This window comes from Pseudomonas sp. QTF5, assembly GCF_000512695.2.
Classification (GTDB): domain Bacteria; phylum Pseudomonadota; class Gammaproteobacteria; order Pseudomonadales; family Pseudomonadaceae; genus Aquipseudomonas.
This window is the reverse complement of record NZ_AZRW02000057.1, coordinates 1-26,307: the sequence shown is the minus strand read 5'-3', so window position 1 is coordinate 26,307 and position 26,307 is coordinate 1. Positions and strand designations below refer to the sequence as shown.

Annotated in this window: 30 protein-coding genes; 20 read left to right on the top strand and 10 right to left on the bottom strand. The window is 56.5% G+C overall.

Annotated elements, in window-relative coordinates:
• Positions 1 to 99 precede the first annotated feature (99 nt).
• The 5 genes from IC37_RS27470 to IC37_RS27450 form a co-directional block, all read right to left on the bottom strand.
• Positions 100 to 1,281, bottom strand: a complete 1,182-nt coding sequence (locus IC37_RS27470; RefSeq protein ID WP_030129155.1) for an ExeA family protein — start codon at positions 1,279 to 1,281, stop codon at positions 100 to 102.
• Entirely contained in the window at positions 1,281 to 3,056 is a 1,776-nt protein-coding gene (locus tag IC37_RS27465) for a DDE-type integrase/transposase/recombinase (RefSeq protein WP_030129154.1), read from the bottom strand. Before IC37_RS27465 ends, IC37_RS27470 begins: the two co-directional genes overlap by 1 nt.
• A 3-nt stretch (positions 3,057 to 3,059) precedes the next feature.
• Positions 3,060 to 3,989, bottom strand: a complete 930-nt coding sequence (locus IC37_RS27460; protein WP_030129153.1) for a hypothetical protein — start codon at positions 3,987 to 3,989, stop codon at positions 3,060 to 3,062.
• Positions 3,990 to 3,999: 10 nt separating this feature from the next.
• Positions 4,000 to 4,302: a helix-turn-helix domain-containing protein gene (locus IC37_RS27455; protein ID WP_030129152.1), complete on the bottom strand. Its 303-nt coding sequence runs from the start codon at positions 4,300 to 4,302 to the stop codon at positions 4,000 to 4,002.
• Between the two features lie 217 nt (positions 4,303 to 4,519).
• Positions 4,520 to 4,756 carry a DNA-binding protein gene (locus IC37_RS27450; protein WP_030129151.1) on the bottom strand — a complete coding sequence of 79 codons (237 nt, stop codon included), beginning with the start codon at positions 4,754 to 4,756 and terminating at the stop codon, positions 4,520 to 4,522.
• Positions 4,757 to 4,977: 221 nt separating this feature from the next.
• On the opposite strand from IC37_RS27450, the gene IC37_RS27445 reads away from it, so the two are divergent.
• Genes IC37_RS27445 through IC37_RS27435 form a run of 3 tightly spaced genes read left to right on the top strand, consistent with a single transcriptional unit; the run spans position 4,978 to position 6,409 of the window.
• A complete protein-coding gene (locus tag IC37_RS27445) occupies positions 4,978 to 5,298 on the top strand; it encodes a hypothetical protein (protein WP_143519259.1) in 321 nt (106 codons plus the stop codon).
• Between the two features lie 16 nt (positions 5,299 to 5,314).
• On the top strand, positions 5,315 to 5,854 hold the full coding sequence (locus IC37_RS27440) for a hypothetical protein (RefSeq protein WP_030129149.1): 540 nt from the start codon (positions 5,315 to 5,317) through the stop codon (positions 5,852 to 5,854).
• An 18-nt stretch (positions 5,855 to 5,872) separates the two neighbouring features.
• Positions 5,873 to 6,409 carry a hypothetical protein gene (locus IC37_RS27435; protein ID WP_030129148.1) on the top strand — a complete coding sequence of 179 codons (537 nt, stop codon included), beginning with the start codon at positions 5,873 to 5,875 and terminating at the stop codon, positions 6,407 to 6,409.
• 30 nt (positions 6,410 to 6,439) lie between these two features.
• On the opposite strand, the gene IC37_RS27430 is transcribed toward IC37_RS27435, so the two are convergent.
• Positions 6,440 to 7,816 carry a hypothetical protein gene (locus tag IC37_RS27430; RefSeq protein ID WP_030129147.1) on the bottom strand — a complete coding sequence of 459 codons (1,377 nt, stop codon included), beginning with the start codon at positions 7,814 to 7,816 and terminating at the stop codon, positions 6,440 to 6,442.
• A 207-nt stretch (positions 7,817 to 8,023) separates the two neighbouring features.
• Between IC37_RS27430 and IC37_RS27425 the strand changes: the two genes are divergently transcribed.
• The 10 genes from IC37_RS27425 (at position 8,024) to IC37_RS27375 (ending at position 16,741) form a co-directional block, all read left to right on the top strand.
• Positions 8,024 to 8,530, top strand: coding sequence for a hypothetical protein (locus IC37_RS27425; RefSeq protein ID WP_030129146.1), 507 nt, complete (start codon positions 8,024 to 8,026; stop codon positions 8,528 to 8,530).
• The gene (locus tag IC37_RS27420; protein WP_030129145.1) at positions 8,521 to 8,739 is read left to right on the top strand and encodes a hypothetical protein; all 219 of its coding nucleotides are present in this window, start codon (positions 8,521 to 8,523) and stop codon (positions 8,737 to 8,739) included. The genes IC37_RS27425 and IC37_RS27420 overlap by 10 nt, the downstream gene beginning before the upstream one ends.
• A 25-nt stretch (positions 8,740 to 8,764) precedes the next feature.
• Positions 8,765 to 9,070 carry a hypothetical protein gene (locus IC37_RS27415; RefSeq protein WP_030129144.1) on the top strand — a complete coding sequence of 102 codons (306 nt, stop codon included), beginning with the start codon at positions 8,765 to 8,767 and terminating at the stop codon, positions 9,068 to 9,070.
• On the top strand, positions 9,067 to 9,360 hold the full coding sequence (locus IC37_RS27410) for a hypothetical protein (protein WP_030129143.1): 294 nt from the start codon (positions 9,067 to 9,069) through the stop codon (positions 9,358 to 9,360). Before IC37_RS27415 ends, IC37_RS27410 begins: the two co-directional genes overlap by 4 nt.
• A 2-nt stretch (positions 9,361 to 9,362) precedes the next feature.
• The gene (locus IC37_RS27405; protein WP_030129142.1) at positions 9,363 to 9,914 is read left to right on the top strand and encodes a phage protein Gp27 family protein; all 552 of its coding nucleotides are present in this window, start codon (positions 9,363 to 9,365) and stop codon (positions 9,912 to 9,914) included.
• The gene (locus IC37_RS27400; protein ID WP_030129141.1) at positions 9,911 to 11,515 is read left to right on the top strand and encodes a hypothetical protein; all 1,605 of its coding nucleotides are present in this window, start codon (positions 9,911 to 9,913) and stop codon (positions 11,513 to 11,515) included. Before IC37_RS27405 ends, IC37_RS27400 begins: the two co-directional genes overlap by 4 nt.
• Complete coding sequence (locus IC37_RS27395) at positions 11,512 to 12,969, top strand: DUF935 domain-containing protein (RefSeq protein ID WP_030129140.1); 1,458 nt, start codon at positions 11,512 to 11,514, stop codon at positions 12,967 to 12,969. Before IC37_RS27400 ends, IC37_RS27395 begins: the two co-directional genes overlap by 4 nt.
• A 1-nt stretch (position 12,970) precedes the next feature.
• Entirely contained in the window at positions 12,971 to 13,801 is an 831-nt protein-coding gene (locus IC37_RS27390; RefSeq protein ID WP_030129139.1) for a phage minor head protein, read from the top strand.
• Positions 13,802 to 13,923: 122 nt separating this feature from the next.
• Positions 13,924 to 14,400 carry a phage virion morphogenesis protein gene (locus tag IC37_RS27385; RefSeq protein ID WP_030129138.1) on the top strand — a complete coding sequence of 159 codons (477 nt, stop codon included), beginning with the start codon at positions 13,924 to 13,926 and terminating at the stop codon, positions 14,398 to 14,400.
• Positions 14,401 to 15,358: 958 nt separating this feature from the next.
• Positions 15,359 to 16,741, top strand: coding sequence for an SIR2 family protein (locus tag IC37_RS27375; RefSeq protein WP_030129136.1), 1,383 nt, complete (start codon positions 15,359 to 15,361; stop codon positions 16,739 to 16,741).
• Positions 16,742 to 16,959: 218 nt separating this feature from the next.
• Here IC37_RS27375 and IC37_RS27370 read toward each other — a convergent pair whose 3' ends face one another.
• From IC37_RS27370 to IC37_RS27360, 4 genes are all read right to left on the bottom strand, one after another.
• Positions 16,960 to 17,880, bottom strand: coding sequence for a hypothetical protein (locus IC37_RS27370; protein WP_030129135.1), 921 nt, complete (start codon positions 17,878 to 17,880; stop codon positions 16,960 to 16,962).
• 223 nt (positions 17,881 to 18,103) lie between these two features.
• Positions 18,104 to 19,003 carry a glycoside hydrolase family 75 protein gene (locus IC37_RS27365; RefSeq protein ID WP_030129134.1) on the bottom strand — a complete coding sequence of 300 codons (900 nt, stop codon included), beginning with the start codon at positions 19,001 to 19,003 and terminating at the stop codon, positions 18,104 to 18,106.
• A 435-nt stretch (positions 19,004 to 19,438) separates the two neighbouring features.
• The gene (locus IC37_RS29885) at positions 19,439 to 19,621 is read right to left on the bottom strand and encodes a hypothetical protein (protein WP_143519258.1); all 183 of its coding nucleotides are present in this window, start codon (positions 19,619 to 19,621) and stop codon (positions 19,439 to 19,441) included.
• Positions 19,622 to 19,883: 262 nt separating this feature from the next.
• Positions 19,884 to 21,212 carry an RES family NAD+ phosphorylase gene (locus IC37_RS27360; RefSeq protein WP_051414809.1) on the bottom strand — a complete coding sequence of 443 codons (1,329 nt, stop codon included), beginning with the start codon at positions 21,210 to 21,212 and terminating at the stop codon, positions 19,884 to 19,886.
• Between the two features lie 130 nt (positions 21,213 to 21,342).
• On the opposite strand from IC37_RS27360, the gene IC37_RS27355 reads away from it, so the two are divergent.
• From IC37_RS27355 to IC37_RS27325, 7 genes are read left to right on the top strand one after another with little or no spacing between them, the layout of a single operon-like run.
• On the top strand, positions 21,343 to 22,218 hold the full coding sequence (locus IC37_RS27355; RefSeq protein WP_030129132.1) for a phage protease: 876 nt from the start codon (positions 21,343 to 21,345) through the stop codon (positions 22,216 to 22,218).
• Between the two features lie 8 nt (positions 22,219 to 22,226).
• Positions 22,227 to 22,595 (top strand): head decoration protein, encoded by a 369-nt coding sequence (locus tag IC37_RS27350; RefSeq protein ID WP_030129131.1) that lies wholly within the window; start codon positions 22,227 to 22,229, stop codon positions 22,593 to 22,595.
• A gap of 13 nt (positions 22,596 to 22,608) precedes the next feature.
• Positions 22,609 to 23,589: a major capsid protein gene (locus IC37_RS27345; protein ID WP_030129130.1), complete on the top strand. Its 981-nt coding sequence runs from the start codon at positions 22,609 to 22,611 to the stop codon at positions 23,587 to 23,589.
• A gap of 3 nt (positions 23,590 to 23,592) precedes the next feature.
• The gene (locus IC37_RS27340) at positions 23,593 to 24,024 is read left to right on the top strand and encodes a gp436 family protein (protein WP_030129129.1); all 432 of its coding nucleotides are present in this window, start codon (positions 23,593 to 23,595) and stop codon (positions 24,022 to 24,024) included.
• A complete protein-coding gene (locus IC37_RS27335; RefSeq protein WP_051414808.1) occupies positions 24,024 to 24,512 on the top strand; it encodes a Gp37 family protein in 489 nt (162 codons plus the stop codon). Before IC37_RS27340 ends, IC37_RS27335 begins: the two co-directional genes overlap by 1 nt.
• Entirely contained in the window at positions 24,509 to 24,742 is a 234-nt protein-coding gene (locus tag IC37_RS27330) for a hypothetical protein (protein WP_030129127.1), read from the top strand. The genes IC37_RS27335 and IC37_RS27330 overlap by 4 nt, the downstream gene beginning before the upstream one ends.
• Positions 24,743 to 24,748: 6 nt before the next feature.
• Positions 24,749 to 26,170, top strand: a complete 1,422-nt coding sequence (locus IC37_RS27325) for a phage tail sheath subtilisin-like domain-containing protein (protein ID WP_030129126.1) — start codon at positions 24,749 to 24,751, stop codon at positions 26,168 to 26,170.
• Positions 26,171 to 26,307 lie beyond the last annotated feature (137 nt).

Below are 26,307 nucleotides of genomic sequence, written 5' to 3'. Positions count from 1 at the left end.
ATGAGCGTGGAACGAGTGTCCGGATGTTGGTGGGCTGAGTGTCCGGATGGCGTGGAATGCGCAACCAGCGGCGCATTTACCAGATTCAAAGCATCCATATCACACCCCCCGCACCACATCAGCGGTAACCTTCGGCACCCCCAGTTGAACTGCCAAATTCATCGCCGCGATCACCAGATTGCCGATCGCCAGCGGATAAAGCAGCGAAACAGTCACATCCCGCCCCCCATGACGTTGCGGCTGAGATAACCGCGCCGCAATCGCCTGAATGGCACCTTCATCCATCACATCTCCCAACGCCTTGCCCGCGCGATCAAAGCGGAACGTCAAAAACTCCACCAGCTTCGAGTTCTCGATCGGTGTCAGCGTCACCCGCTCACACCGCTGCACCACCTCACGCACATCCGCATTACGCTCACTCAACTTCACCCCCAGCTCGGGCTGGCCGATCATGATGATGCTGACCAACTTGGTGAACCCGATCTCCAGCTCCAAAATCCGCTTCAGATGCTTGAGCGTCGGAATCGGCAAACTGTGCGCCTCCTCAATCACCAGACAATGGCGATACCCCGCGGCATGCGACTCCTTCAACGCCTTATGCAACTGAGCGAACCGTGCCTCAGGACTGCTCTTAGGCTTAGCCAACGGCGCTACCGCAGCCATCATCGACTCAGCGATATGCGTACTCTTCAGCGACTTACCCTTGGCGTCGTTATCCTCCGACGCCAACACATAAGGCTCCATGACAATCACCGGCTCATTGTTCTCCGCAAGACGGTTCACCAAATCCCGGCGAAGCGTACTCTTGCCAGCCCCCGATTCCCCCTCAACCGCCAGAAACCCACCATGGCGCGCTGTCTGATACATCACCTCACGCACATACCGAATATCCGGGCTCACCCACATATCCTGAGCACACTGCAACTCATCAAACGGCTCTCGAAACAAGCCAAAAGCTTTACGAGTCATTGGCTGTAACGTCTGCTTTGGCAGTAACATCAGTTCGTCCTCCCCGGACGGCTCTTTCAAAAGGGCCGGACCTGCCGTGTTAGCGCACGGCGGGTCCACATCATCAAACGCATCGGCGACAGCGGCGTCATTGGCCCCTGACTCAATCAAAAAAACCCGAATACGTCCCTGTAACTCGTCACTGTCCAAACTGCGCGGCCAGAGCCCGTGATTCACCAACTGCGCAACCGTTGCACCACTCAAGCGAAGCGACCTGGCCAGCGCCGATTGAGACTGACCCACCGCCTGCAAAACCTTCTTCAGCTTCAACATCACTCATCTCCAACCGCTGCCCGTACCAGGCTGAACGGTTTACGCAGGACCTCAATGGGTCGACTCAGCTCAGCCTCAATGGCCTCCAGCTGCTCTTCAAGAACACCCTCCGGGAAACGTCGCTGCAACCAGCCAAACGTCTCCGCCGTCCAAAGATGGCCAAGGCGCGGGCGCAACAACTTCGCAGCCTCAACATGACTCAGAGGCACACACTCAACAGAAGGCGCATTAACATTCAGGGCAGTGCCACGCCGAGGCAGAAAAGCCGGCAGCACCGTGTCATTGACATGTTTATGTGGATCAATCAGCCCACCGAACGGCACGGCCTTCGCCTTGCGGGCCGCCTGCGCATCGGCCTGATTCGTCGTTCCGGTCGCAATTTGTTCCAGCACCTTGCGCGACACCTGGGCCGGCGTTTCAGTGTGGCGTTTATACTGCTCGCCGATCATCGCGGCCGTCTCGGCAAACCCAAACGCATCCACCCCAACGCGCTCAATCACGTGATACCGCTCACGCCCGTCATCGCCCACCAGCACCGCAATCGCTGAATCCTTATCCCGCCAACAATTGCGAGTGATCAGCAGCTGTTCACCCACCATCACCCCCGGCACCGAGCTCACATCAAACTGCGAGCCCCGGAACGAAACCCGCAGCAGATTGCTCACCTTGCGGTTTTCCGGCGTACTCACCGCCAGCTCACGACACACCTCAACACTGGGTGCCAGTCGCAACTGCTCCTGCTTAATCAACTGCCAAACGCCATACCGGGTACGCCGCGTGCGGGTATGAATCGACGTCGCATTGAAATACCGCATCCACTGACCGGCCCACGCATTGATCTGCGCCAGACTGTTCGCCGCCTGAAACTTCAGAGCGCTTTCAAACTCCCGCTCAACAAGGTTATGCGCCTGCTCGACCTGTCCCTTGGCCCGCGCATTACCGACCCGATTAATCATCAAATCTATCGACAGCACGCGGCAAAGGTTACGGAAAATGCCACTCGTCATCGCCGCCCCAGGGTCCGTCATCAACACCCAAGGCACCCCATGAAAAGGGTCGGACTCACAGCGCTTCTGCATCGCATTAATCAACACACTGCACAGATTCTCGGCCGACTCCGCCCCCAGCACATACTCCACATACAACGTGCCGCTCGTATGGTCCGTGATCACATAACGCCACAGCCGCTGGCGTTCGATCTTCTTCAGATTGGCGGGCTTACCGTCGTAAAACTCGGCCTTATTCATCACCCGAGCGCCGTCATCGGCCAAGTAAAACTGCGTCGAAATCGACGCATCGATCTGCCAAACATGATTGGGATGCTGACTCGCCAACGACACCGCCGGGGCGTCTTGCAGCAGCTGTTCGGGGTGCAACTTATAACGCCGTAATGCCCGGCTGATTGCGCTACGGCTCAAAGGTCGAAACTCACCCGTCACCTCGTCTAACCGGCCAGCCTTCACCAGGTGATTACTGCGCAAACGCTCAACGGCCCGCACAATCGTCGATAACTGCTTATTGTTCGCCCGGATCGACTCCAACAACACCGCCGAAATCAACCGCGCCTCCTCAAGCGGCAAAGCGCTGCAACCCGCATCACTGCGACGCTTACGCGGCTTAGCCAAGCGCACCGCCTTCAACTGGCGTTGCAGGGTCGAAATAGACACCCCCAACGCCATCGCACCGGCCTGATAAATGGCAGTACGCTCACCATGCACAGCCGCATCAGCGCGCCGTGCTATCTGCATCAACCGCTCAATGTGAACTGGATTCATCGATCAAGCCTCCGCAGGCATCAGCCAGACCGCGGTGCCATCCACCGGATCAAGCAAATTGAACTCACTGCGAACCGACCCCAGCGTGATTTCCAACTGCCGAATCAAACCGGCCTTAAAAGCGCGGTGGTCCTCACGGCCAGTCGCCAACGCTTCAAGCTTGGCGAACCCCTCGCGCAGCGGCCCCAACACACTGGCTTCCGCCTCATAAGCAATCGCCGCCACTTCCCCGCGTAAAGCCTTCGCCGCTTCATCCGCCGGCATCGCCTGAATGCGCTTGCGGGTTGTCTCCAGCTCCCGGCGGGCCATATCCAACTCACCGGTCTTCTTCGCCATCACCTCGCTTTGCGCGGTGTAATCAGCATTCGACTCATCAAGGCGCCGGCCTAGCGACTCCTTCTCCTTCGCATGCTTGGCAATAATCTCCTCGGCAAGATCAACAAACGCCTCCTTATCACCGGCTTTAGCAACCTCAATCAACGCCGCCTGCTGGTCCTGCGGCAACCGGCGATACTGGCCCAACTCGCGGTAACCAATCCCCATACGCGACATCGACTCCAGCGCCTCCTCACCAAAGGCCCGCAAATTCGCAATATCCCGATCCACCTGATCAACCGAGCGGCCCAACAACCCACAAAATTCATCCCACGTGCCGCTCAATACCCCCGCACCGTGCGGACTTTTACGCCCGGCAATTCCCCGATACAGCTTGTTCTCCTTAACAAACGCCAACTTCGAAGTCCGCACCGTGCGGGAAAACTCCTCCAGCGCACCCGCCATCTGCGCCTGGCCCAACAACTGATTCACCATGTCCCGCTCATCACTGTGCGAGGCATGAAACGCCGCCATCGCATTCTGATCCGCCGACAACATCGCCCCATCCAAAGCGGGCAACGCCAGTGCCTCGATGTGATTGCTCTTGCTCCGTGCCATACATCCCTCCTTAAACCCTCGACCCAGCGGCAATACGCTGATTGATTTCCTGCATGCGTCCCGTCAAACGCGCCATGTGTTCGGCATGTGCCTGCGCGATCTGCAATACACCCACCGAATGAGCAAAGCGGCCGTTATCCAGCTTCAGCGCCAGACCTTCCTCAATCAGCGTCTGCATGGCTCGTGTGATATTGCTCGGGCTGTCCTGCGTCAGAAAAGCCAGCTCCGTATTACTCAAGCCCGTCACCGTGTGCCCCTTTAACGCTTTCAACACACGTAAAACCCGCGCAGCCGCCGACACCGGGCGATTCATAACCTCGCCCTCGGCCTAAACAATTCAGGTAAATTGACAGCCTCAATACCAATGGCATTAAGTGACGATCGGGTATGACATGAACTGAAAACAACGAAAACGGTGTGGAATCGTGTGTTTTTTGTAGGAAGTTTCTTTTTTTGCCCCGCGCACTCACACGGCGAACGTTTTAAAGCGGTAGATTCCAAATAACCGATATGATTTTTCATCCTGAGCCTCACGCCACAAAACGAGTCGGCTCAAGAGCCGTCGCCGGGTTGGTACAAATTTCGCCAGCCTTAATACCCAACTTGATCGCGATCTCGTGGGCCTGACCCCGCACACATTTCTTGCGCCCACCCAACACCTCAAACACCAGGTTGGGCGAAAAATGATTCGCGATGGCCCACTGAGTAATCGAAATACCTTTGGCCTTGAGCGCTGCTCGCGCCTGGTCTGCTGTACGTAGCTCCATGGGATCCCTCCGGGGGCTGGTGGCGCCCGCTGGGGTGCCGATTAAGTTGCCGTTCGTGGTCGGACGGTGTGAATTCATGATGGAACCAATCGGTTCCTTTTGAAGGAGTTACTGGTAACCGAATGGTTTCTTTTTGTGAACGGCTGCGCGCAGAACGCACGCGACTTGGCCTCAACCAGACCGACTTCGCGGCACTGGCCGGCGTGACAAAGAAAACGCAGATGCTCTACGAAGCAGAAGAACGCGTGCCCGACGCGAACTACATGGCCGCCATCGCCAAAGCCGGCGCCGACATGTACTTCATCATCACCGGGCAAAGAATCGCCGTCACACCGCCAGCCGCGGCATGGGCCCCCATAGACAGCGAAAAGCTCGGCCGAATCATCGAAATGCTAGAGGCAGCTGCCAAACAAGCCGGTCGGCGCTGGCCGGCCAAAAAATTGGCCGAAGTGGCCGCAGAGGTCTACAACGCGCTGGGTGAAGATCAAGGGTTTGATGAACCACGCGTTGAGCGAATATTGAAGTTGGTAGTAAATCGCTAAATAGCAAAGGAGTTCTATGCGAAGCGAGGACGAAGACCTGGTAAAAAATCTGTCAGCCAGGCTTTCAGGGGAAATCGAAAACCTCCCCAAGGATGGAAAAGATCACGCGTTCACCGTAAACATCAAAGGCAATCGAGGGCACATCAACCTCGGGCACCAGACCTTTGACATAAAAACGGCCAAACAACCGCCGCCAGAAGACAGCAACCGCGCCAGAGGCTGCCCGCAATGCGGCAACTGCACCTGGCGCTACACACAACTGTGCATGCACTGTGATTACAACCTGCACCACCACGACGACGTCGCGGCAAACGAAAGAGAAAGGGCTCGCAAGGAAAAAGCCACCCTTCAAATGCTCAGGATCTTTGCCGTCTGCGTGGGTGCAGCGCTGCTCAGCTTTTTCATCAAAGACTATTTGCCTGAAACATTAAAACCCTGGGCCCTGGCCCTTACAGGCGTGTTTGGTTTATTGGCCTTTGTCATCATGACAACACCCAATGAACAAGCCCCCAGACGGTTGCGTAACCGTCACCTTGACGTACTCATGGACGACTAAAAAACAAAAGGAAGCCGTATGAACCAAAAGAAAAACAACACACCCTGGAAAGAAAAACACCCCGCCGAAAAAATCGGGTTGCTGGCCGGTTGGGCGGTCATTGCCGCCATCCTGTGGTACTGGTTAACACCGGGTCAGTCCCCGCCAGCTGAACCGCCAACCAACGTCATCGCCCAAGCACAACCCCCAGCTGCCATTCACACCTTCGCCAGCACCCAAGCATTGATTGATGCGACCCAGTACCTCTCACAGCTCGACGAAGCCATGGCTCAAGGCATACACGTCCTTAAGGCCAACACCCTCCCTGAACTGGGCGATCACAGCCAAGTATTCAAAGCATTGCTTGAAACCGGACAAGCACAATTCGGCCGTTCCGTCTTCGAACCGCTAGGCCGCTGCAGCTCAGCGGGCATCTTCGCCAACAGCTGGTGGCAGGCCCAAGTGAGCGCTGCCCGACAAGGGGGCACCGAGTCCATTCCCGGCGCAATACAGAGCAGCCTAGATGCATACAAAATTAACCACATCGAATGCCTGAAAAACGCAGCCCCCTCGTAAGTGGTCGGCATTAGCCCACCACCCCATACTTCATTTTTTATCATCAACTACATTTATGATGTTTGTAGTTGATGAGTACGGGTAGAAATCAGGAAGATAGCTAACTATCTGCCCATCCCGAAAATAGTGGTGAGCAATAGAGGGGAACAAACCAGCGTGAACTGGATGCAAAGCATTCGGGTTATGAAACATCGACATTCCTTCGCCCCAGCTCTCATTCGACTCACCGGTCACCCGATGGCTAAAAGTTTTCGGCAAGGCAGCATTTTCATCATGGTCATGATGAAACCCGGTTCGGATCAATATTACATTACTAGCACCGAAACCGGCCTGTTTCCCCATCCTGTTGAATTTGGATATTGTGCCGCTATTAGAGAATATGACCGCACTGATATTTTCAGCGTCCTTCTGAAAGAAATAACCGGAGGGTATCTCCTTTTTTTCGTGCTTATGTCTCTCAATGACAATGGGGTCGATGACTAGCTTTCCACTCTCATCAAAGTGCGAGTTATGCCGTACTCCGTACAAATAATTTGGCAACGACGTTGAGCTCCACAACATCGACTGTTTGTCGTGAAAGTCTGCAATAGCTATCACAAGAGGATTACCCTCAACATGTTTATGCTTCCAATACTCTTTTTTAAGTTTAGTATAGAGTGGGCTTCCAAATCTTATAGGCATTTCATCCGAAGTTTTTTCTAAGATTTGCTCTTTGGTTAACGTTTCAGCAAAAACACGAGCTTCATCCTCGGTCATCGGTTTTTGCCTGCCTACAATTGTGGCTTCAATGCAAATTTTTTGCCCATATTTATTTAAATTGAAGTCCGGGGCGTAATGTGACCTATCGAATTCAAAACCTTCTTCGATAAAATACGCATTCAGGTACAACTCCCATAAACGGGCGTCAAATCCTGCAGATTGGAATTGGTCTACAAAATTACCATCAATGTCCGTGTAGTGAGGCATCATCTCTCCGATAATACCTTTGGCGGAGGAGAAAGAAGCCTCCTCGCACAGCCGCTTAAAGAACGGATGAAGCTTTTCTTCAGTTACAATGATATTGAAAAGATCCAGCGCCTTACCTTTGTCACCTTGAGGAAAGACACTTTGTCCGGTTCTCGTGATCTCTTGCATTTTGCCGAGCAATTGCTTTGCAGCTTCTTCTTGGTTTTCTATGCAAGATCCAACATCAAAGCCTCTATATCGTCCAATTTCATCACGCCCCATTGTAACCCACCCGTACTCATCGTCGAAGTCGAGTAGTATCACTCCAAGGACTGATTCATCCTTATTGCAGTACCAATCGACTTCCTTGCTAACGAAAGCTGCGTAAGGTGTTCGGGATGGCCCCACTAGGGCGGTGAATCTTTTTTGGTCAATCTTATTTATTTTAATCTCATCGCTCATATAACGTTCCTTGTATGTGCTTTGTTTAATCATTATAGGCAAAGAGAGCAATGCGTCCATTAAGCACTCCAAAATTTGACCAGTTTTCCCGCATTGTCATCTCCTTAAGCCCGATTAAAAGCCCCTCCAGCCCACGCAGCCCACCATGGCGGCGTGTGCATTTCCAGCGCCTCACATTCCGGGGCGCCACGACTGGAGGCGTCCCCCATGCGACCCGAACAACCCCGCGGCATCCGCAACTACAACCCCGGCAACATCCGTCACACCAACGGCGTCCGCTGGCAAGGCATGGCCGCCACCCAGCAAGACACCCAATTCGTCCAATACCTAAACCCACGCTGGGGCATCCGCGCCATGGCCCGGGTCCTCATCACCTACCAAGACAAACGCCTCGCCGCCAACGGCAGCCGCATCGACACCGTGCGCGAAATCGTCGAACGCTGGGCACCGCCCTCAGAAAACAACACCGACGCCTACGTCATCAGCGTGGCACGCGCCTTAGGCCTCGACCCCGACGTGGAAAGCGTCGATGTCTACGACTTCAACATCATGCGCGCCCTGGTCACCGTCATCATCCGCCACGAAAACGGCGCGGGGTCTTTACCGGGCGGCCGCTGGTACGGCGACACCGTCATCGCCGAAGGCCTGTCGCTCGCTGGCATCGAGCGCGGCATTACTCACGGCCAGTCCGCGGGAGTTCGCACATGGAACTGATCACCGGCTGGCGCCGCAGCTACAGGCTCTACAGCCTCCAGATCGGCCTGGTCATCGCCTTGGTCGGGATCGCCCAACTGGAACTGTTACCCCTCTGGCAGCCCCAGCTGTCACCCAAAGCCTACGCCGCCCTCAACAGCGCCCTGGCCATCCTCCTGTTCGTCGCACGCCTGATCAAACAAGGCCCAGACCAACAAACCCTGCGCTAATACGTAGACACACGCGAGGTGTTGAATGAACCTGAACGACCTCAACTTCGGCTTCCAGACCGTGCAGTGGCTGATCCTCACGGTACTGGGCTTCTACACCTTCATGACCAAACGCCAAGCCGCCAGCGCTCAAGAGCTGCTCGAACTGCGCACCCGCATCGTCGCCCTCGAAGAACACATCCGGCACTTGCCAGACCCAACCGCCGTCACCGACCTGTTGGGCGACATGAAAGCCGTGCGCGCCGAACTGTCCGGGGTCAAAGACGCCCTCGGCCCTTTAGCCCGCTCGCTCGACCGCATCAATGACTACCTGCTGCGAGAAAAAACATGACCCACTACGCCGACTTCCTGCGCCAAGACATGCGCCTGGTCATCCTGCGGCTGCTGGTAGAAATGCCCGGCTACCGGGCCAACAGCTCCGTCCTCAACACCGCCCTCGACAACTTCGGCCACACCGCCACCCGCGACCAAGTCAAAACCGAACTGCACTGGCTCGCCGAACAAGGTGCCATGACCCTCGCTGACGTAGGCCCCGTCCTGGTCGCCACCCTCACCGAACGCGGCCAAGACATCGCCGCCGGCCGCGCCCGCGTGCCCGGCATCAAACGGCCGGGGGCCTGAGCATGGCCGGCAAATCCTCCATCAACCGCCTGCCGCCCACGGTCAAGGCCTACATTCAAAAGCTCTTGCGCGAAGACCGCCTGACCCTGGACAACATGCTCGCCGACATCCAAGCGCGCTTCCCCAACGAAAAAGCCCCCAGCCGCAGCGCCCTGGGCCGCTTCAAACTTGGCTTTGACGAACTCATCGACAAAGCCCGCCAGCAACGCGAAATGGCCGAAGCCTTCGTCGGCGCCTTTGGCGAAGACGCCTCAGACAAAACCGGCGCATTACTGGTCGAAGCCATCTCAACCCTGACCTACCAGGCCGCCATGGGCGCCCACGAAAAAGACGAGGTCACCATCGCCGAAGTCTCCGCGCTGGCCCGCGCCGCCAAAGCCACCATGGAAGCCCGCACCCTCAGCGTCAAAGAGCGCCAAACCATCGAAAAAGCCACCCGTGAACGCCTGCTCCAAGAGCAAGCCGCTGAACTCGACAATGCCGTCAAAGCCCAAGGCATGACCGAAGACCAAGCCTTGTTCTGGCGACAAAAATTCCTCGGCGTCAAATCATGAAACCGTCCGCCAGCACACTGCGCGTCATCGAATGGGACGAACTGCCACCCAGCGTCCGCCAGATCCCCGAGGGCTACAACCCGTTGCTCGAAGGCATCCTCATGGCCCACCAGTCCGATTGGCTGGCCATCGACGCGCACATCAAACTCTGTGAAAAAGGCCGACGCACCGGCATCACCTTCGCCGAAGCACTGGACTCAGTCATCACCGCCGCCTCGCAAAAAATCGCTGGCGGCATGGACTGCTTCTACATCGGTGACACCAAAGAAAAGGGCCTGGAATTCATCGGCTACTGCGCCAAATTCAGCCGCGTGATCGCCGAAGCCCAGGCTTCGGGCGTCAGCCAAATCGAAGAATTCCTGTTCCAAGACCAGGACGACGCCGGCAACACCCGCCAAATCAACGCTTACCGCATCCGCTACGCCTCTGACTTCAAAATCGTCGCACTCTCCAGCAACCCGGCCGGCGTACGCGGCCTACAAGGCAAAGTCATTATCGACGAGGCCGCCTTTCACCGCGACGTGTCCGCCGTGCTCGACGCCGCCACCGCGCTGCTCATCTGGGGCGGCCGCATCGTCATCATCAGCACCCACAACGGCAAGGCCAACGCCTTCAACCAAATGGTCAGCGACATCCGCGACCAGCGCTACGGCAGCAGCGCCCAGGTCTTCCGTGCCACCTTCGACGACGCCGTGGCCAACGGCTTGTTTGAACGGGTGTGCTTCATGGCCGGCAAGGAAGCCACCGCCGAGGGCAAAGAAGCCTGGTACAAACAAATCCGCAACGCCTACGGCCCGCGCAAAGCGCAAATGCGCGAAGAACTCGACGCCATCCCTCGCGACGGCAACGGCATCTGCATCCCCGGCGTCTGGATCGATGAAGCCATGCGCCCCGGTCGCACCGTGCTGCGCCTGGCGCTGGACGACGACTTCACCCAACAGCCGATCTACCGGCGCGAGGCCTACGTCAACGACTGGATCGAGCGCTATCTGGCGTCATTGCTACAGCCGCTCAACCGCCAGCTGCGCCATTTCCTCGGCATGGACTACGCCCGTCACCGGGACTTCTCCATCATCTGCCCGATGTCCGTCGACCAGGCTCGGCACCGCGACGTGCCGTTCGTAGTCGAGATGCACAAAGTGCCCACCCGGCAACAACAGCAGATCCTGTTTTACATCCTGCGCCGACTGCCGCGTTTCGTCGGCGCCGCGCTGGACGCCACCGGCAGTGGCGAAACACTCGCCGAAGACACCGCCGATGAGTTCGGCCACAACCGCATTCAACAAGTAAAAATCACCCGCGCCTGGTACGGCGCCTGGATGCCCAAGTTTGTGCAACTGTTCGAAGACGCCACCCTCACACTGCCCAAAGACGATTCCCTGCACCAAGACATCCGCGCCATCGAAACCGTCGACGGCATCCCCATGATCGTCAAAGCCCGTAAACAAGACCTCAAAGACCCAGACCTCTACCGTCACGGCGACTTCGCTGGCGCAGGCGCGTTGGCCAACTTCGCCACGCTCGAAGTCGCCAGCGGCCCGGTCAACGTCAAATCACGCCGCCCACGCCAGGGCCACCGCATCACCCAGGGGTACGCATGAACACCACCGGCCTGTGGGTCAGTCCCACCGAATTCCTAAGCTTCGCCGACGCCAAACGCAGCCCCTCACTCAAGCATCACATCGCCACCCGCGGCCGCATCGAAACAGGCGGCGTCAACGGCGTCAACGGCGCCCACTTGCCCAACCCAGACCCCATCCTCAAAGCCCAAGGCAAAGACATCACCGTCTACCGCGACCTGCGCAGCTCGGCCCTGGTCGGCGGCAACATCCGCCGCCGCAAAGCCTCGGTGCTGTCGCTGGAACGCGGCCTCAAACGCGGCGAGGCGCCGCCGAACGTCGAACGCTTCATCACCGACTGGCTCGCCGACCTCGACCTGGACCGCATCATCCGCGAACTGCTCGACGCACCATTGTTCGGCTACCAGCCCATCGAACTCATGTGGCAGCCCGTCGGCCTGCACCAGGTGCCACAAGACCTGCTCGGCAAACCGGCCGAATGGTTCTTCTATGACAAAGACAACGCACTGCGCTTTCGCGCCAAAGACGCAGGGCAAGACGGCGAGCTGTGCAACCCGCAACGCTTCATCGTCGCCCGCCAAGACGCCACCTACGCCAACCCCTACGGCTTTCCCGACCTCAGCATGTGCTTCTGGCCCGCCACCTTCATGAAAGGCGGCCTCAAGTTCTGGGTCCAGTTCACTGAAAAGTACGGCAGCCCCTGGGTCATCGGCAAACACCCACGCGGCGCCACCGACAGCGAAACAGAGCTGCTGCTCAACAGCCTCGAAGCCATGGTCCAGGACGCGGTCGCCGCCATTCCGGATGATGCCAGCGTGCAAATCATCGAAGCCGCCGGCAAAGCTGGCAGCGCCGAGGTCTACCGCCAACTGCTGGAATACTGCCGCAGCGAAATCAACGTCGCCATGCTCGGGCAAAACCAGACCACCGAAAAAGACAGCAACCACGCCAGCGCCACCGCCGGTGCCGAAGTCACCAAAGACATCCGCGACGGCGATGCCGCCATCGTCGCCACTGCGTTAAACGCCTGCATCCGCCAAGTCGTCGACCTCAACTTCGGCACCGACGTCGTCGCACCGCTGTACGCACTGTGGCAACAAGAAGAAATCGACAAAAGCCTGGCCCAACGCGACAAAGCCCTGACCGACTCCGGCGTCAAATTCACCAACGCCTACTGGCAGCGCACCTACAACCTGCAAGACGGCGACCTGCAGCAACCGTCAGCCGCCACCGACTCACCCGAATTTGCCGAACCAACCCTACGGCCGCGACTGGATCAACTCGCACTCGACCAGGCCATCAACAGCCTGCCCGCCGAAGTGCTCCAACAACACAGCGAACACACCCTCAGCGCAGTGTTGGCCCAAGCCTCGTCACAACGCGAAAACCAGGCTCCTGAGCAGCCACTCGCCAACCTGCTGTTCATGGCCGACACCTGGGGCCGACTCAGCGCCAACGCCGATCGGGAAGACTGACATGGCCACTCCCGCGAAACGCCTCAACCCGGCAGACCTCAAAGCCATCTTCGGCTTCGAACCGACCAACGCCATCGCCTACCTAAAACGCAAGGGCTACGCCATCACCTGGCATTGGCAAGACATGCTCGACCAGGCTCATGACCAAGCTTTCACCGTCGCCAAAGCCATGCGCCTGGACCTGCTGTCCGACATCCGCGCCGCGTTAGAAACAGCCCTGCAACAGGGCCAAACCCTCAAGCAATTCACCGCCAACCTGCAACCAGTCCTGCAAGCCCAAGGCTGGTGGGGCAAACAAGTCATCGTCGACAGCCAAGGCACCGGCGAGCTGGTCCAACTCGGCAGCCCACGCCGACTCAAAACCATCTACCAAACCAACCTGCAAAGCGCCTACATGGCCGGCCGCAAAGCCAGCATGGAACAGACCGTCCAGACCCACCCATACTGGATGTACATCGCCATCCTCGACGGCAAAACCCGCAGTAGCCACCGGGCCATGCACGGCCAGGTCTTCCGTCATGACGACCCCATCTGGTCAACCATCTTCCCGCCCAACGGCTTCAACTGCCGCTGCCGCGTCATCGCCCTGAGCGAAGCCGCCGTCCAACGTCGCGGCCTCACGGTCGTTTCCAACCAGGGAAAAACTTTCACCGAAACGGTCGAGGTCGGCACTGACAAACGCACCGGGGAAATCAAAACGGCCACCATCACCGGCCTACGCACCACCGATGTTCGAGGCCGCACCTTCACATTTCGCACCGACCCCGGCTTCAACCACGCACCCGGCACGGGCCTGGCAGAAGCCCTAAAACGCAAAGAGGCCGCCACTTAGGCAAGCCACAGCCAACACAAACCCTGTGGCGAGGGGGCTTGCCCCCGTTGGGTTGCGCAGCAGCCCCAAAATCAGTCACCCAGTTTTACGGATACACAGCAAACTAGAACTGAGGTCAAATCATGTTCACCGTTGAACTCGAACACCAGCACCTACAACAAACCTTGCGTAAGGTTGAATCAGCTATCGGCGACCTTACCCCTCTGATGCACAGCCTCGCCGCCGAACTGGCCAGCCAAACCGAAGAAAACTTCGACCAAGAAGGCCGCCCCCAATGGCCCGAACTCACCGACACCACCACCGAACGACGAGCCAAACACGGCAACTGGCCCGGAAAAATCCTGCAAGTCAGTGCTGCCGGCCTGGCCGCCTCCATCACCACCCACGCCACCGACAGCTCGGCACTGGTGGGCAGCAACAAACCGTATGCGGCCATGATGCAGTTCGGTGGGGATCAAGCTGAGTTTCCAAACCTGTGGGGTGACATCCCGGGCCGGCCGTACTTGGCCATGGACGCCGAAGGCAACCTGCAGCCTGACGCGGAAAAGGCCATCCTCGACTTAGTTTTGGCTCATTTGGAAAAAGCAGCACGTCTCTAGGGGGTGAGCCCATCCATCGTATGCGTCCGGCCGACCCACCTTGCTCAACCAAACCGGTCGCCACTTCAATTTTCATCGACTAGTATCAAAATAACATTCGATTCCAGATCAAGGAGGATCTATGAAATTTTTGTTCGGGCTTCTAGGCATTTGCTGCATTCTGACCGGTTGCGCAAGTGGTACAGCTGACCAGGACACGAAGTTCATCGTGAACCCTGAAGCAATTTGGCCTTGGGATCAAAAGAAGCCTGGAGTCAGTCTCAGCGATTGTCGTGAGACGAACTGCAGCGACAACGACATGTTTTCGGCGATGCTTGCAACGGGCACGTACTGCCAGCAGGTTAGCCACTATTACGAGAGCGGCGGTAACATCAACTCGAGTACTCGGTTAGGTACCAAGGTGCTTGGCGTCTTGGCGGGAAGCGTCTTTGGTATCACTGCAGGTGGATCTGCAGCAAAGGCTTGGTCAGGCTTGTCGGGGGCAACCAATGGTATTCAAGCCGATTTGAGCGACAACGCATCCGCCCGCTCAAATCGAGCACGCATCGTTAGTAAAATTCTTGCGGATTATAACGTTGAGGTAAAGACGCTACTCGGCGACAAGGAGCCCACGCTGCAAGTGCGGCGGCTGATTGTATGGGCGTCCATTAATACATCGAATCGTTGCGCAACTGAAGCTGAGATAGAGCCTGAGAATGCGGCTAAAAAAGTAGAGGCGCAGGTCGCAGAAATTAAGAAAACGATTCATGACAGCAAAGACTCTNCAACAGCAACAGCAACAGCAACAGCAACAGCAACAGCAACAGCAACAGCAACAGCAACAGCAACGATAGCCACAAATTTTTCAAGTCAGAGCAAGGGCTCTCAGATAATGCTAATCAGGCGGAAGGAATTCAGCTGAAATTGAACATCTATTGACGATAAGCAACCATTGCTAACCACGAATTCTGGAGTATGTATGCCTTTAAGTTACCAGCAGTATCAGGACGAAGTGACTGCCGACATACTTAATGTGCTTGGGCAGGCTGCATGCCAGCCTATTCTATTTGTGGGTTCCGGTTTTTCGAAACGATACGCCGGTGGGCCAAACTGGGAAGAGCTGTTGAAGGCTTTAGCTTCTAACTGCCCAAACATCAGCTTGGACTTAGCTTATTACAAACAAAAAAATAAAAGCCTTGTTGAAATTGGCAGTATATTTTCTGATCACTACCGGGAGTGGGCATGGACAGGTGGAAGAGCACAGTTCCCCCCTGAGTACTTTTCAGAGTCCTATCCATCCGATATTTTCATCAAGCATGCTATCGCAACCATTCTCGACGGGATGGGCCCCGAAAATAACGGCTCTTACGGAGCGGCTCAGTTAGACGCTGAAATCTCAGCTCTCCATGCCATGAGCCCGCATGCCCTTATCACTACAAACTACGATCAATTGCTGGAGTCAATTTTTCCAGATTTTGAGCGAGTGGTCGGCCAGCAGGTATTGAGCAAGCCATATCTTTCTGTAGGGGAAATATTTAAAATTCATGGATGCATTTCCGATCCTTTATCTATCGTACTTACCGAGGAAGACTACCAAGTATTTGAGGCAGACAAAAAATACTTGAGCGCAAAGCTACTTACTTACTTTGCAGAGCATCCGTTGCTTTTTGTAGGGTACAAGGCTGAGGACCCAAATATAAAGAGCATACTGTACGACGTTACCCGCATGTTTAAGGCTAGCCAGGCGTTGACTCCAAATATTTATATATTGGAATGGGATAACGATGTCAACGAAGCTTCTTACCCGGCCCGCGAAAGAATAATAAATGTTGGCGGAGATCTAACAATTCGAGTCAAGAGCATTACAGCCTCATCCTTTGAATGGGTGTTTAAAGCATTTGGCAATAATGGGGCATTAGAGCAAATCAACGTCAAGCTTTTACGAGCGCTAATGGCTAGAGCGTTTAATCTCGTGCGAAGGGATACACTAGTCAAACAGGTGGAAGTAAACTTCTCGATGCTGGAGCACGCTGTAGAAAGTGACGAAAATTTTGCAAAAATATTGGGTATTACATCGCTTGATGGCCCCGCTAGTGTGAATGCGAATTACCCTTACACCCTCCAATTAGTGGCGGAAAGACTTGGATTTGCGACTTGGAATAGTGCGCACAAGCTCATTGAAGCGTTGGAGCAGATGTCAGGATTTGACATGAAGAACTCTGACAATCCGTACCATTTCAAATTAAAAACTGGTAAGTCAGATAGTAGCTTCACTAGAAAATATTCAGAAGCCGCTGTATCGCTCCTAGGCAAAGTTCAGTCAGGCGAGAGTTTTAAGCTTGCGCCCGGCTGCTCGGTGTAGGTGCCGCGTAAGACACGCCGTGAATATCCAAGAAGGATGGCTGTGGGACGTAAGAGTTCTAGTAAGGGGTGAGGTGGGTCGATATTGACCCTCTTTGACTGGCTGCTGGCCGTTTTCTGCCCATCGCGAGAGGCAGAAAGCGACCCATTGCGAACGCTGGCCAAGCCGTCCGCTGCAGTGCCTTGTTGGACCTACGATATATAGGATTAGATGACAACTTAGAGCGGGCCGGCGTCTACCTGTCGACTGAGCTGCATACACAATGCTGCGTCTTGAACAGGCGCGGGCTGTAGGTAGGCTGGCTGCACCGCGTCGTAGAACCGGCAGGCCAAGTAGCCCGTGGTGCGTTTGCGGTAACTGCCCGGATTAACCAAGCCTCGTGCCCTTACCCAATCGGACTTCGTGTCATTCAAATAGGTTTCGACTTTGCCATATATTGTATTGAACAGACTAAGTCGTGCGCCGTCGACCAGAATTCGAATGGAATACTCGCGGATAGCGGCCAACTCAGGCTGATTGACTAGATTTATACCGAGTCGGTTTTCAAAAGCCTTGTAGTTCCCGATCTTGGTGAGCTGCGTCAGGCCGCGGCCATAGTAAGCGCGACCGTATTTATCCGGTTTTGCATACGCAGGAGGGTTGGTTTCCGTGAATTTTTCGATATATCCGGGTTGCAAAGTGTAATTGGATTCCTTCAGGGCAGTGGATAGTGACAGTGCGAGCACCTTGGGGTCGCCGCCTCCACTGGTCTCCCAATAATCGAAGATGCCTTCGATCGTGCATTTGGGAACGCCGTTGAGGATCGATCTAACGTTCTTGTAATTGAAGGAGATTGCTTCATGACGTTTTTTCAGCAAGGGCTTACCGGATGCGTCCTTTACGGGCTTCCCGCCTGCATCTTTCACTGGCTCTTCAAAGTCGTACTCGAATATTTCTCGACGTCGGACGATTTCTTCCATCTTTGACCAAAACTTTGCGCGGTCGATCAATCGCGTGGCCGACGGCGCGCCAATCAGGTACCGACAGGCGTCGGCATCTGGGGCAACCGCGAGTGCTGCGACTCCTTCGGCTGCATGGCATATATTTATCGAAATGAAGCTTGCGATTATTGCGCAAGCGATAGCATGTAACTTTTCCATTAGTAATTCCTCGAAGTTGATGAAGGTAAGCCAGAGGACGAGGCGGTAGTGAGGATCACGGGTGATTCCTAAGGGAGGGCCTAACGTTTAGGTTAAAGGGCCGCGGAACGCGGTCCCAGTGAGCGAAGCGAACGATTTGAGCGCCTTGTTAGAGGCCGCGCTCAAAGTAAACAGCAACCTGTCTTGCATCGCCTAAGTCATGTTCGGTACTTTCGTATTGCCCTTAGATTTCTCCATTCGCGATGCATCGGTCAAGCCTGGATGTACCTCCCCATGTATCAAAGGCTTTGGCTGCAGCTTGTTTAATACTGACATCCGTATACGGCTTCTCAGCTAGACCGGTGCGGGTACCAAATAGCACCCATAGAATGTTTGGAGCATCGATACTGACACGCCTCAAGTTTGCTTTCGTCGCGAGGAGATTAGGTTCGCCCGCCAGCATTTTGCTTAAAGCGAATGACCCTTCGCCTACGCGTGGTCCAATATCACCGACGACAAATGTTACCGTTTGTTGTGTGATCCTGTTGTAAGCTACGCCGAATGTTCCAACTTTTATGCCGAGGCTTATTAGTTTATTGGAGTCAGTTATAGTTGCGTAGGGGATCACTTCGGCATTGAGATAGCGTTGTTGATTTGTAACTTTGTACTTCGAGTCAGCCAGTTTCGTTGGTGAGACAAAAAAACCAGAGTCATCAGGTTGTTCTGTTGGTATTACCCCCTTGACGGTTCGACCGGCAATAGTAGCTTCGTCTGTGCCAACCACGCCGTACCACCGGATAGCTCCGATGTTAGGATCTTTCCAACCTTTTTTTAACGCAGTTCTGTAGAGCTCTATGAAAGCATTGCAGTCATCCGCTCCATGAAATGCTGTGCCATTAGGTAGATATGCCTCCCCAGCATTACAGACAGTAGTCATGGCTCCTTTGGATGTCCCCACCTTATGATAGGCAGTCCTCATGCCATCAACGTTTACATGATTTCTCGCCCAGCCGGCGATTGACCCATCGGTGAGCAACGTGCTGTTAAATTCGCCTATCACGTGCTTAGCTCCCGTGCAGTCCTCCTCGGCTAGTACAGTCGATGCGATCAAGCATGCGATAATTATGGCGACTACTTTGCGCATGGCTCACCTCAGCGCGACGAAAAAGACTCTAGGACTAGGAAGAGTAGCTCTGTATGGCGATGTTGATAGTCCATTTTTGAAAATTTTCGTCCTGCACACAACATTCCATTGTGCATCATTGGTCAATTGCTGCGAAATTACGTTGATTTCATACCATATGAAGAGGTTGAAAAAAAACTAGACTGCCGTTGCAGAGTTGCGTTCTGCTTGCTATTTTTTAGATGGCACTGTGTCGTGGAGGGGTAGCATGCGCAATATATCTTTTGTGTTTTCGGCCTTACTCGGCGGAATTACCGGTGCAGGCCCACCGTACCTGTGCTCGCTTTTATAGAACCACAGGTCAATATTTCCGTTATGAAGCCATGAGAGTTCTCAATATTCGATTTTATTTTTTAGCTGTTGAAGTTAACCATTGTCGATGCGGCACCTTCAATTCTAGGATCGTTTTTCCCAAACCAAAGAGTTCATTAGTAGCCAACCAATCCTTTCGTCGCCAGAGAGTCTGAAGTCGATGGCCGCAGCAATGCATTCGGTTGCGAACTCTGGAGATTTTACTCCTGTGGAATCGCGCAAATGTGATGTATCCCGACCAAAACGATCCTGAATTAACCCTTTCATTAATGCACTCCTTGTTTAAAAGCCTCGAAAGAGCGGTAAACGTCTAACTCACCCTCGAATTGCGAATGAAAACCGATGTCACGTTCATGGTTTCACATACTTGACGACGAAAAGTCGCCTTCCCTGACGCCCCTCTACAGCCTCTCCAATCCCGTTCGGCTCCGGTTCATGGGACACCCAACGAACACCTGCCATAAAGCCTTTATAAAACCAGCTCGACGACTCTAAAAGCTTCATCCGCTCCACGCCAACCTTCAGGTGGTCAATAGTCCCATTCACCATAGGGGTCTTGTTCGTACCGCCAATCCCTGATGATCGTATCGCCGTTTATAACCAGCGGCTCAACCTCAAAGGTGACACAGCCGATTTTATGCGCTGCCAGAGTATCGGGAATGTACACAACCCCGGACGGGAAAGGCCCATTGCCGATGATGGGATCGTCATCGGCTCTCTCCTGATAGGGGATGCTGGCGAGCACACGTGAAAACAGAGCAATGTTGATCCCATCCTGGTGCTGAACAGAAGCAAACATCACCCCATCAATAGGTGGCTCAACCTGCGTAGAAAGGTACTCGGCGATCACTTGGGTAAATAGATATTCCTGATCTTGGTCAGGCGTGACCGGCGAACTGATTTTGCTGTGCAAGGTGCGTAGAAACTGCCTTCGCTCCATGTTCATTCGATAATCCGGGTCAAAACAGCTCATCGGCTGAGCATCGAATATGTTCTCCAACACACCAAAATCGAGTACGCGCGCATCCAGTAATAATTGAAACTCTCCCGTTAGCACCATGCCGCCCACCGAGGGGCGCAGCTCGGCGATGCACGTATCGCGATCAAATGCGCCATAAAACACAGGCACGCCAACAGGGTTCATGCGTCCTGCACGCGCCTTTTCCTTGGGCGGTGCCGCAAGCTCAGTGTCCGGGGACACAAGAATGCTCTTAGGGTCCGAGGACGGCGGGCAGTAGCGTCCTCGATACAATTCCAAACCATCTTCCACTTCAAACAGTTGCACCACCTCCCGATCGCGCTCGTCTTTGAGGTGATGAATACCTTCAAACAACCAATCGAGGAACGCTTTACCGTGATCGTTAAAGAAGCGGCTGCGGTGCATCACACCACTCTTGAATTCTTGCCATTTTTCCTCGACTTCTGTCGGTCGGATACTGCGCCGCATGTAGAGTTCATCAGCCTTAAAGCGCGGCTCACCGCCGCGTTTCAAATCGTGGTCGGTACTGCCTGTAAGCAACTCCACAATGGCGGCAGTGACGGGCCCCTCGCTGTCCTTGCAATCAAGCATCTCCGCGACGGTTAGCGCCAAAGGAATACCCGCGTCGATATATCGAGCGAATTTATTGGTTTTGGAGGTGCGTATGACAGGGCCTGTCCCATAGTAATTATGGAGAATGTCTGCGACTTCATCCGCCAATGCTTCAATGGGCATGCACCGCCGTAATTGCTCGCAGTACGAACACCGCCCCATATCGCACTCGTACAAAATGCGTTGACGAAGAAAGACATCCCCCACACATCCATCACAAACAACGTCCACGCCTTCTCTCACATCACGCTCCTTGAAAGTGCCCATTCGACACTCAGCGCTCGATCATCGCATCTGTAAGAACTGGCACCAAGGGCAGCCCTCTAAAGGCGATTAAAAGCCCAGCCTCAGTGGTCACCCCAAACTGCGCACACCATCTTCCTTGCAGCGCACACCCATGAAACCCCTCCACATCTTCAAACCTGGCACCCACACCGCTCAATGCGGCACCACCCTCAACTTCACCGAAACCGACCTGGCCGCCACCGTCTCCGCCTACAACCCAACCCTCCACGAAGCCCCACTGGTCATCGGCCACCCGCAACACGACGCCCCCGCGGCCGGCTGGGTCAAATTCCTGTCCGCCACCGCCCTGGGCCTCATCGCCGAACCCCAGCAAGTCGACGCCACCTTCGCCGAGCAAGTCGCTAAGGGCAGCTACAAAAAAATCTCCGCCTCCTTCTACCACCCAAGCGCGGCCAATAACCCCGTGCCCGGCGTGTACTACCTGCGCCACGTCGGCTTCCTCGGCGCCCAACCGCCAGCCGTCAAAGGCCTGCGCCCCATCGAACTGGCCGAAGGCGAACCCGGCGTCATCGAATTCAGCGATCACAGCCTACACACCACACCTTCTGAATCCACCGTCCAGGCAGCCCCCATGACCGAGCCAAACACCGCCGCCTTAGAGGCAGAAAACCAACGCCTCAAAGCCGAACTCACCCAACGCGACAAAGCCGCCCGCACCGCCGCACAGCAAGCCATCCATACGGCCAGCGTCTCGTACGCCGAGCAGTTGGTCGCCGCCGGCATGAAACCGCTGCACGCCCCAGTCGTCATCGCCGCCCTCAATGCCACCCAGTCCGGTGCAACACCCCTGGAATTCGGCGAAGGCGACCAACGCCAGCCCTTAAGCGTCGGCCTCAAAACCCTCTTCAAGGACCTGACCAACCCCGTCAGCTTCACCGAAGTCGCCACAAAGACCCGTACCGGCCAAGCCGATATCGCACCTACCAACCCCTTACTCGTCGACGCCGCAGCCCGCGCCCAACGCTAGGAAGCCCCATGGCCACCTTCAACCAACCCAAAGACCTAGGCGATTTACTGCTGCTCCAAGTCAGCCCCGGCTGGACCAAAAGCAAAGTCACCTTGCTCGCCGGCACCGACTACCCACTAGGTCAGGTGCTCGCCAAAGTCGCCGGCAAATACCAAACCCTCGAGCCCGCCGGAACCGGCGTCGCCAAAAAGGCCGTCGCCGTACTGGCCGAACGCATAGACGCCATCACCAGCGATCAACCCGGCGTCGTCATCGCGCGCGGCGCCGTCGTCGCCCTAACACACCTCGTCTGGCCCTCGGGCATCACTGAAGCCCAAAAAAACACCGCCCTCGACGAACTCAACGCCCAAGGCATCGTCGCCCGCGCCACCCTCTAATCAGGAGTTCTCTATGAACCTGCCAGACCTGTTCAGCGTCGCCAACCTAACCGCCGCCGTAAACAAACTCCCGGCCATCCCCGGCAAAGTCGGCGCCATGGGCTTGTTCGACGAGAAAGGCGTCACCAGCACCAGCGTCATCATCGACGAACGTGAAGGTCGCTTGGTGCTCGTGCCCAACACCTCACGCAACGACGACCCCGCGCCGCTAGAAGGCCGCAAGCGCAAACGCCGAACCTTCGAAACCCTGCACCTGCCGGTCAGCAGCTCGATCCTGCCCAGCCAGCTGCAAGGCATCGCCGCCTTCGGTCAAGAGAGCGCCACCACGCCCGTCGTCACCGTCATCAACGACCATCTGCAAGAACTCAAGAACAGCATCGAGGCCACCCGGGAATTCCAACGCGTCGGCGCACTGCGCGGGCAACTGCTGGACGCCGATGGCACGCTGTTGTTCGACCTGTTTGACGAATTCGACGTCAAACAGAAGAAAGTCACCGTGCTCCTCAGCAACCCCGACACCAACGTTCGCAAAGCCTGCGTCGACGCCAAGCGCCATGCCGAATCCAAACTCGGCGGCGTCATGGTCACCGGCTTTCGCGCCTTCTGTGGGCCGGACTGGTTCGACGCCTTCACTGATCACGCCAAGGTCAAAGAGGCATTCGCCCACTACCAAGCGGCCCAAGACCGCCTCGGCGGCGACATGCGATCGGGCTTCACCTTCGGCGGCATCGAGTTCATCGAATACGACGTCACCGTCAGCGGCCAGCGCTTCATCCCGGCCGACATCGCCCAGGTCTTTCCCGTCGCCCGCGGCGTGTTCCGCCTGTTCAACGCCCCGGCCAACTACAACGAAACCGTCAACACCCTGGGCCAGCCGTTCTACAGCAAAGCCGAACCACGCAAGATGGGCAAAGGCTGGGACCTCGAAGCCCAGGCCAATCCGTTGGCCATGTGCTTGTTCCCCGAGGCCCTGGTCGAACTGAAGGCGGGTTGACCCATGCGCTACTGCACCCGCGCCGACCTCGGCAACGCCATCCCACAGATCACGCTGGTTCAGCTTTCCAACGACGATCCGGCCGCCACGCAGCCCAACGAAAGCGTCATCAACGACGGCGTGCGCCACGCGCAAGAGCTGGTCGATGGCTACCTGCGCGGGCGCTACCACCTGCCACTCGACCCGGTGCCCACCATGCTGCGCGATGCCGTGATCTACCTGACACGGCACTGGCTGTACCAGCGCCGCCCCGAAGGCGCCTTGCCCGATGCAGTAAAGGACAGCCGCAAAGACACCCTCAAGTTGCTGGAAAACATCCGCGACGGCGTCGTGACCTTAGGCCTGCCCACCGGCCACGCCGCGCCAGAGCCAGGCGAGATCCGCGTGCGTTCACGGCCTCAACAATTCAGCGCCGACACGTGGGAACGCTACTGATGACCCAGCTGATCCCTAAAACCCAAACTGAGCAACTGATGGACGCCGTGCTCGCAAAACTGCAGCACGACGTCGGCCACGAACTGATGGTCGAACTGTTTCCCGAAAACCCACAGCAATACCGCCTCAACCACCCACGCGGTGCCGTCCTGCTGGCCTACGGCAAGTCAATCTTTGGCGGCACCGAAAGCACCGACGCCATCGTTCAAGCGCGCAACGTAGTGCTGCGCCTCACGCTGATCTTTCGCCAGCTCAACGGTACCTCCGGCGTCATCTGCTACCTCGACCGCATCCGGGCCTGCCTCATAGGGTGGTATCCGCCAAACGCTGCTCAGGCCTGCCGTCCACTGTCCGAGCAGTTCATCGGCCACCAAAACGGCGTGTGGCAGTACGCCCAGGACTTCGCCACCCGCACCACACAACTGCAATCCATGCCCCCCGAACAGGGGCCGCTGCTTAAACACGCTGCATTCCAGGACCACCCATGAACCTGACCCGTTACCTCTACACCGGCCCGCAAAGTGCCGTCTCCCTGCGCGTGGGCGACACCGGGCAGCCATTAGACGTCCAGCTGCTGCCCGACAAGCCCGTCGAGCTACCGGCCGATCACGAATACACGGTGGTGCTATTAGCGCTCAAACACCTGGCACCGCTACCGACCCACACAAAGCTGGCCAACAAATCCACCGTCGCGTCTCAAAAACCAGCGAAGGAATAAACACCCATGCCAGCCAACTATCTGCACGGCATAGAAACCACCGAAGTCGAGCGCGGCCCTCGTCCTGTTCGGGTGGTCAAATCGGCGGTCATCGCCTTGGTCGGCACCGCGCCGGTCGGGCCAGTCAATGAGCTGACCCTGTGCTTGAACGACACCCACGCCGCCCAGTTCGGCCCGCACCACAGCGGCTACAGCATCCCCGAGGCGCTGCAGGGCATCTACGACTTCGGCGCTGGCACCGTGCTGGTGGTCAACGTGCTCGACCCAGACATCCACAACGCCAAGGTCGCCGACCAGCCCCAGCAGTTCGCCGACAACGACCTGTTGCAGCTGGCGCACGGTGCGCTGCAAACACTGCAAATAAAGTCCGCTGACGGGTCGGTCACCCACAAGCAAGGCACCGACTACACCGTCAACATGCTCACCGGCCAAGTCAGGCGCCTGGCAACTGGCAGCATTGCCGCCAACGCTCAGATCAAAGCGGACTACACCCACGCCGACCCCAGCAAAGTCACCCCGGCCGACATCATCGGCGGCATCACCCTTGCGGGGCGGCGCACCGGCTTAAAGGCCTTTCAAGACAGCTACAACCACCTGGGTTTCTTCCCCAAAATCTTCATCGCCCCAGGCTTCAGCACCTTGAAGGCGGTCACGGTCGACCTGGCCACCTCCGCCGGCCAAGTCGGTGGCGTGGCCTACGTCGATGCGCCCATCGGCGCCACCGTGCCACAAGTGCTGGCCGGGCGTGGGCCGTCCGGCGCGATCAACTTCAACATCAGCAGCGACCGGGTCCGCCTGTGCTACCCGCACGTCAAGGTGTACGACGCCACCAAGGGCGAGCGCCTGCAACCGCTATCAATCCGCGCCGCCGGCCTGCGCGCCAAAGTAGACCACGACCACGGCTATTGGTGGAGCAGCTCCAATCAACCACTACTGGGCGTCATCGGCCTGGAACGGCCACTCACCGCACGCATCGACGACGCCACCAGCGAGGTCAACCTGCTCAACGAAAACGGCATCACCACCGTCTTCAACTCCTTCGGCACCGGCCTGCGCTTATGGGGCAACCGCACTGCGGCCTGGCCCACCGTCACCCACATGCGCAACTTCGAAAACGTGCGACGCACCAAAGACGTCGTCGACGAATCCATTCGCTACAGCGCGCTGCAATTCGTCGACCAGCCCATCACCACCTCGCTCATCACCAGCCTCACCGAAAGCGTCAACCTGTTCCTGCGCAAACTCATCGGCGACGGCGCCTTACTCGGCGGCGAGTGCTGGTACGACCCGGCGCGCAACCCACAAACCGAACTGGAACAGGGCCACGTACTGTTCAACTACAAACTCACCGTGCCGCTGCCATTCGAACGCGGCACCTTTGAAACCGAAATCACCGGGGATTACCTGGTCAACCTGGGGGCCGCATAAATGGCAGGCTATAGCGCACACCGTATTTCCAACGCCAACGTTTATCTGGATGGCAGTAGCTTCTTTGGCAAGTGCCCCCGGTGTCAGGATAGTTGTCGCCTCTCCGATTTTTCCTGAAAAAGCATATCGGGGGCGGA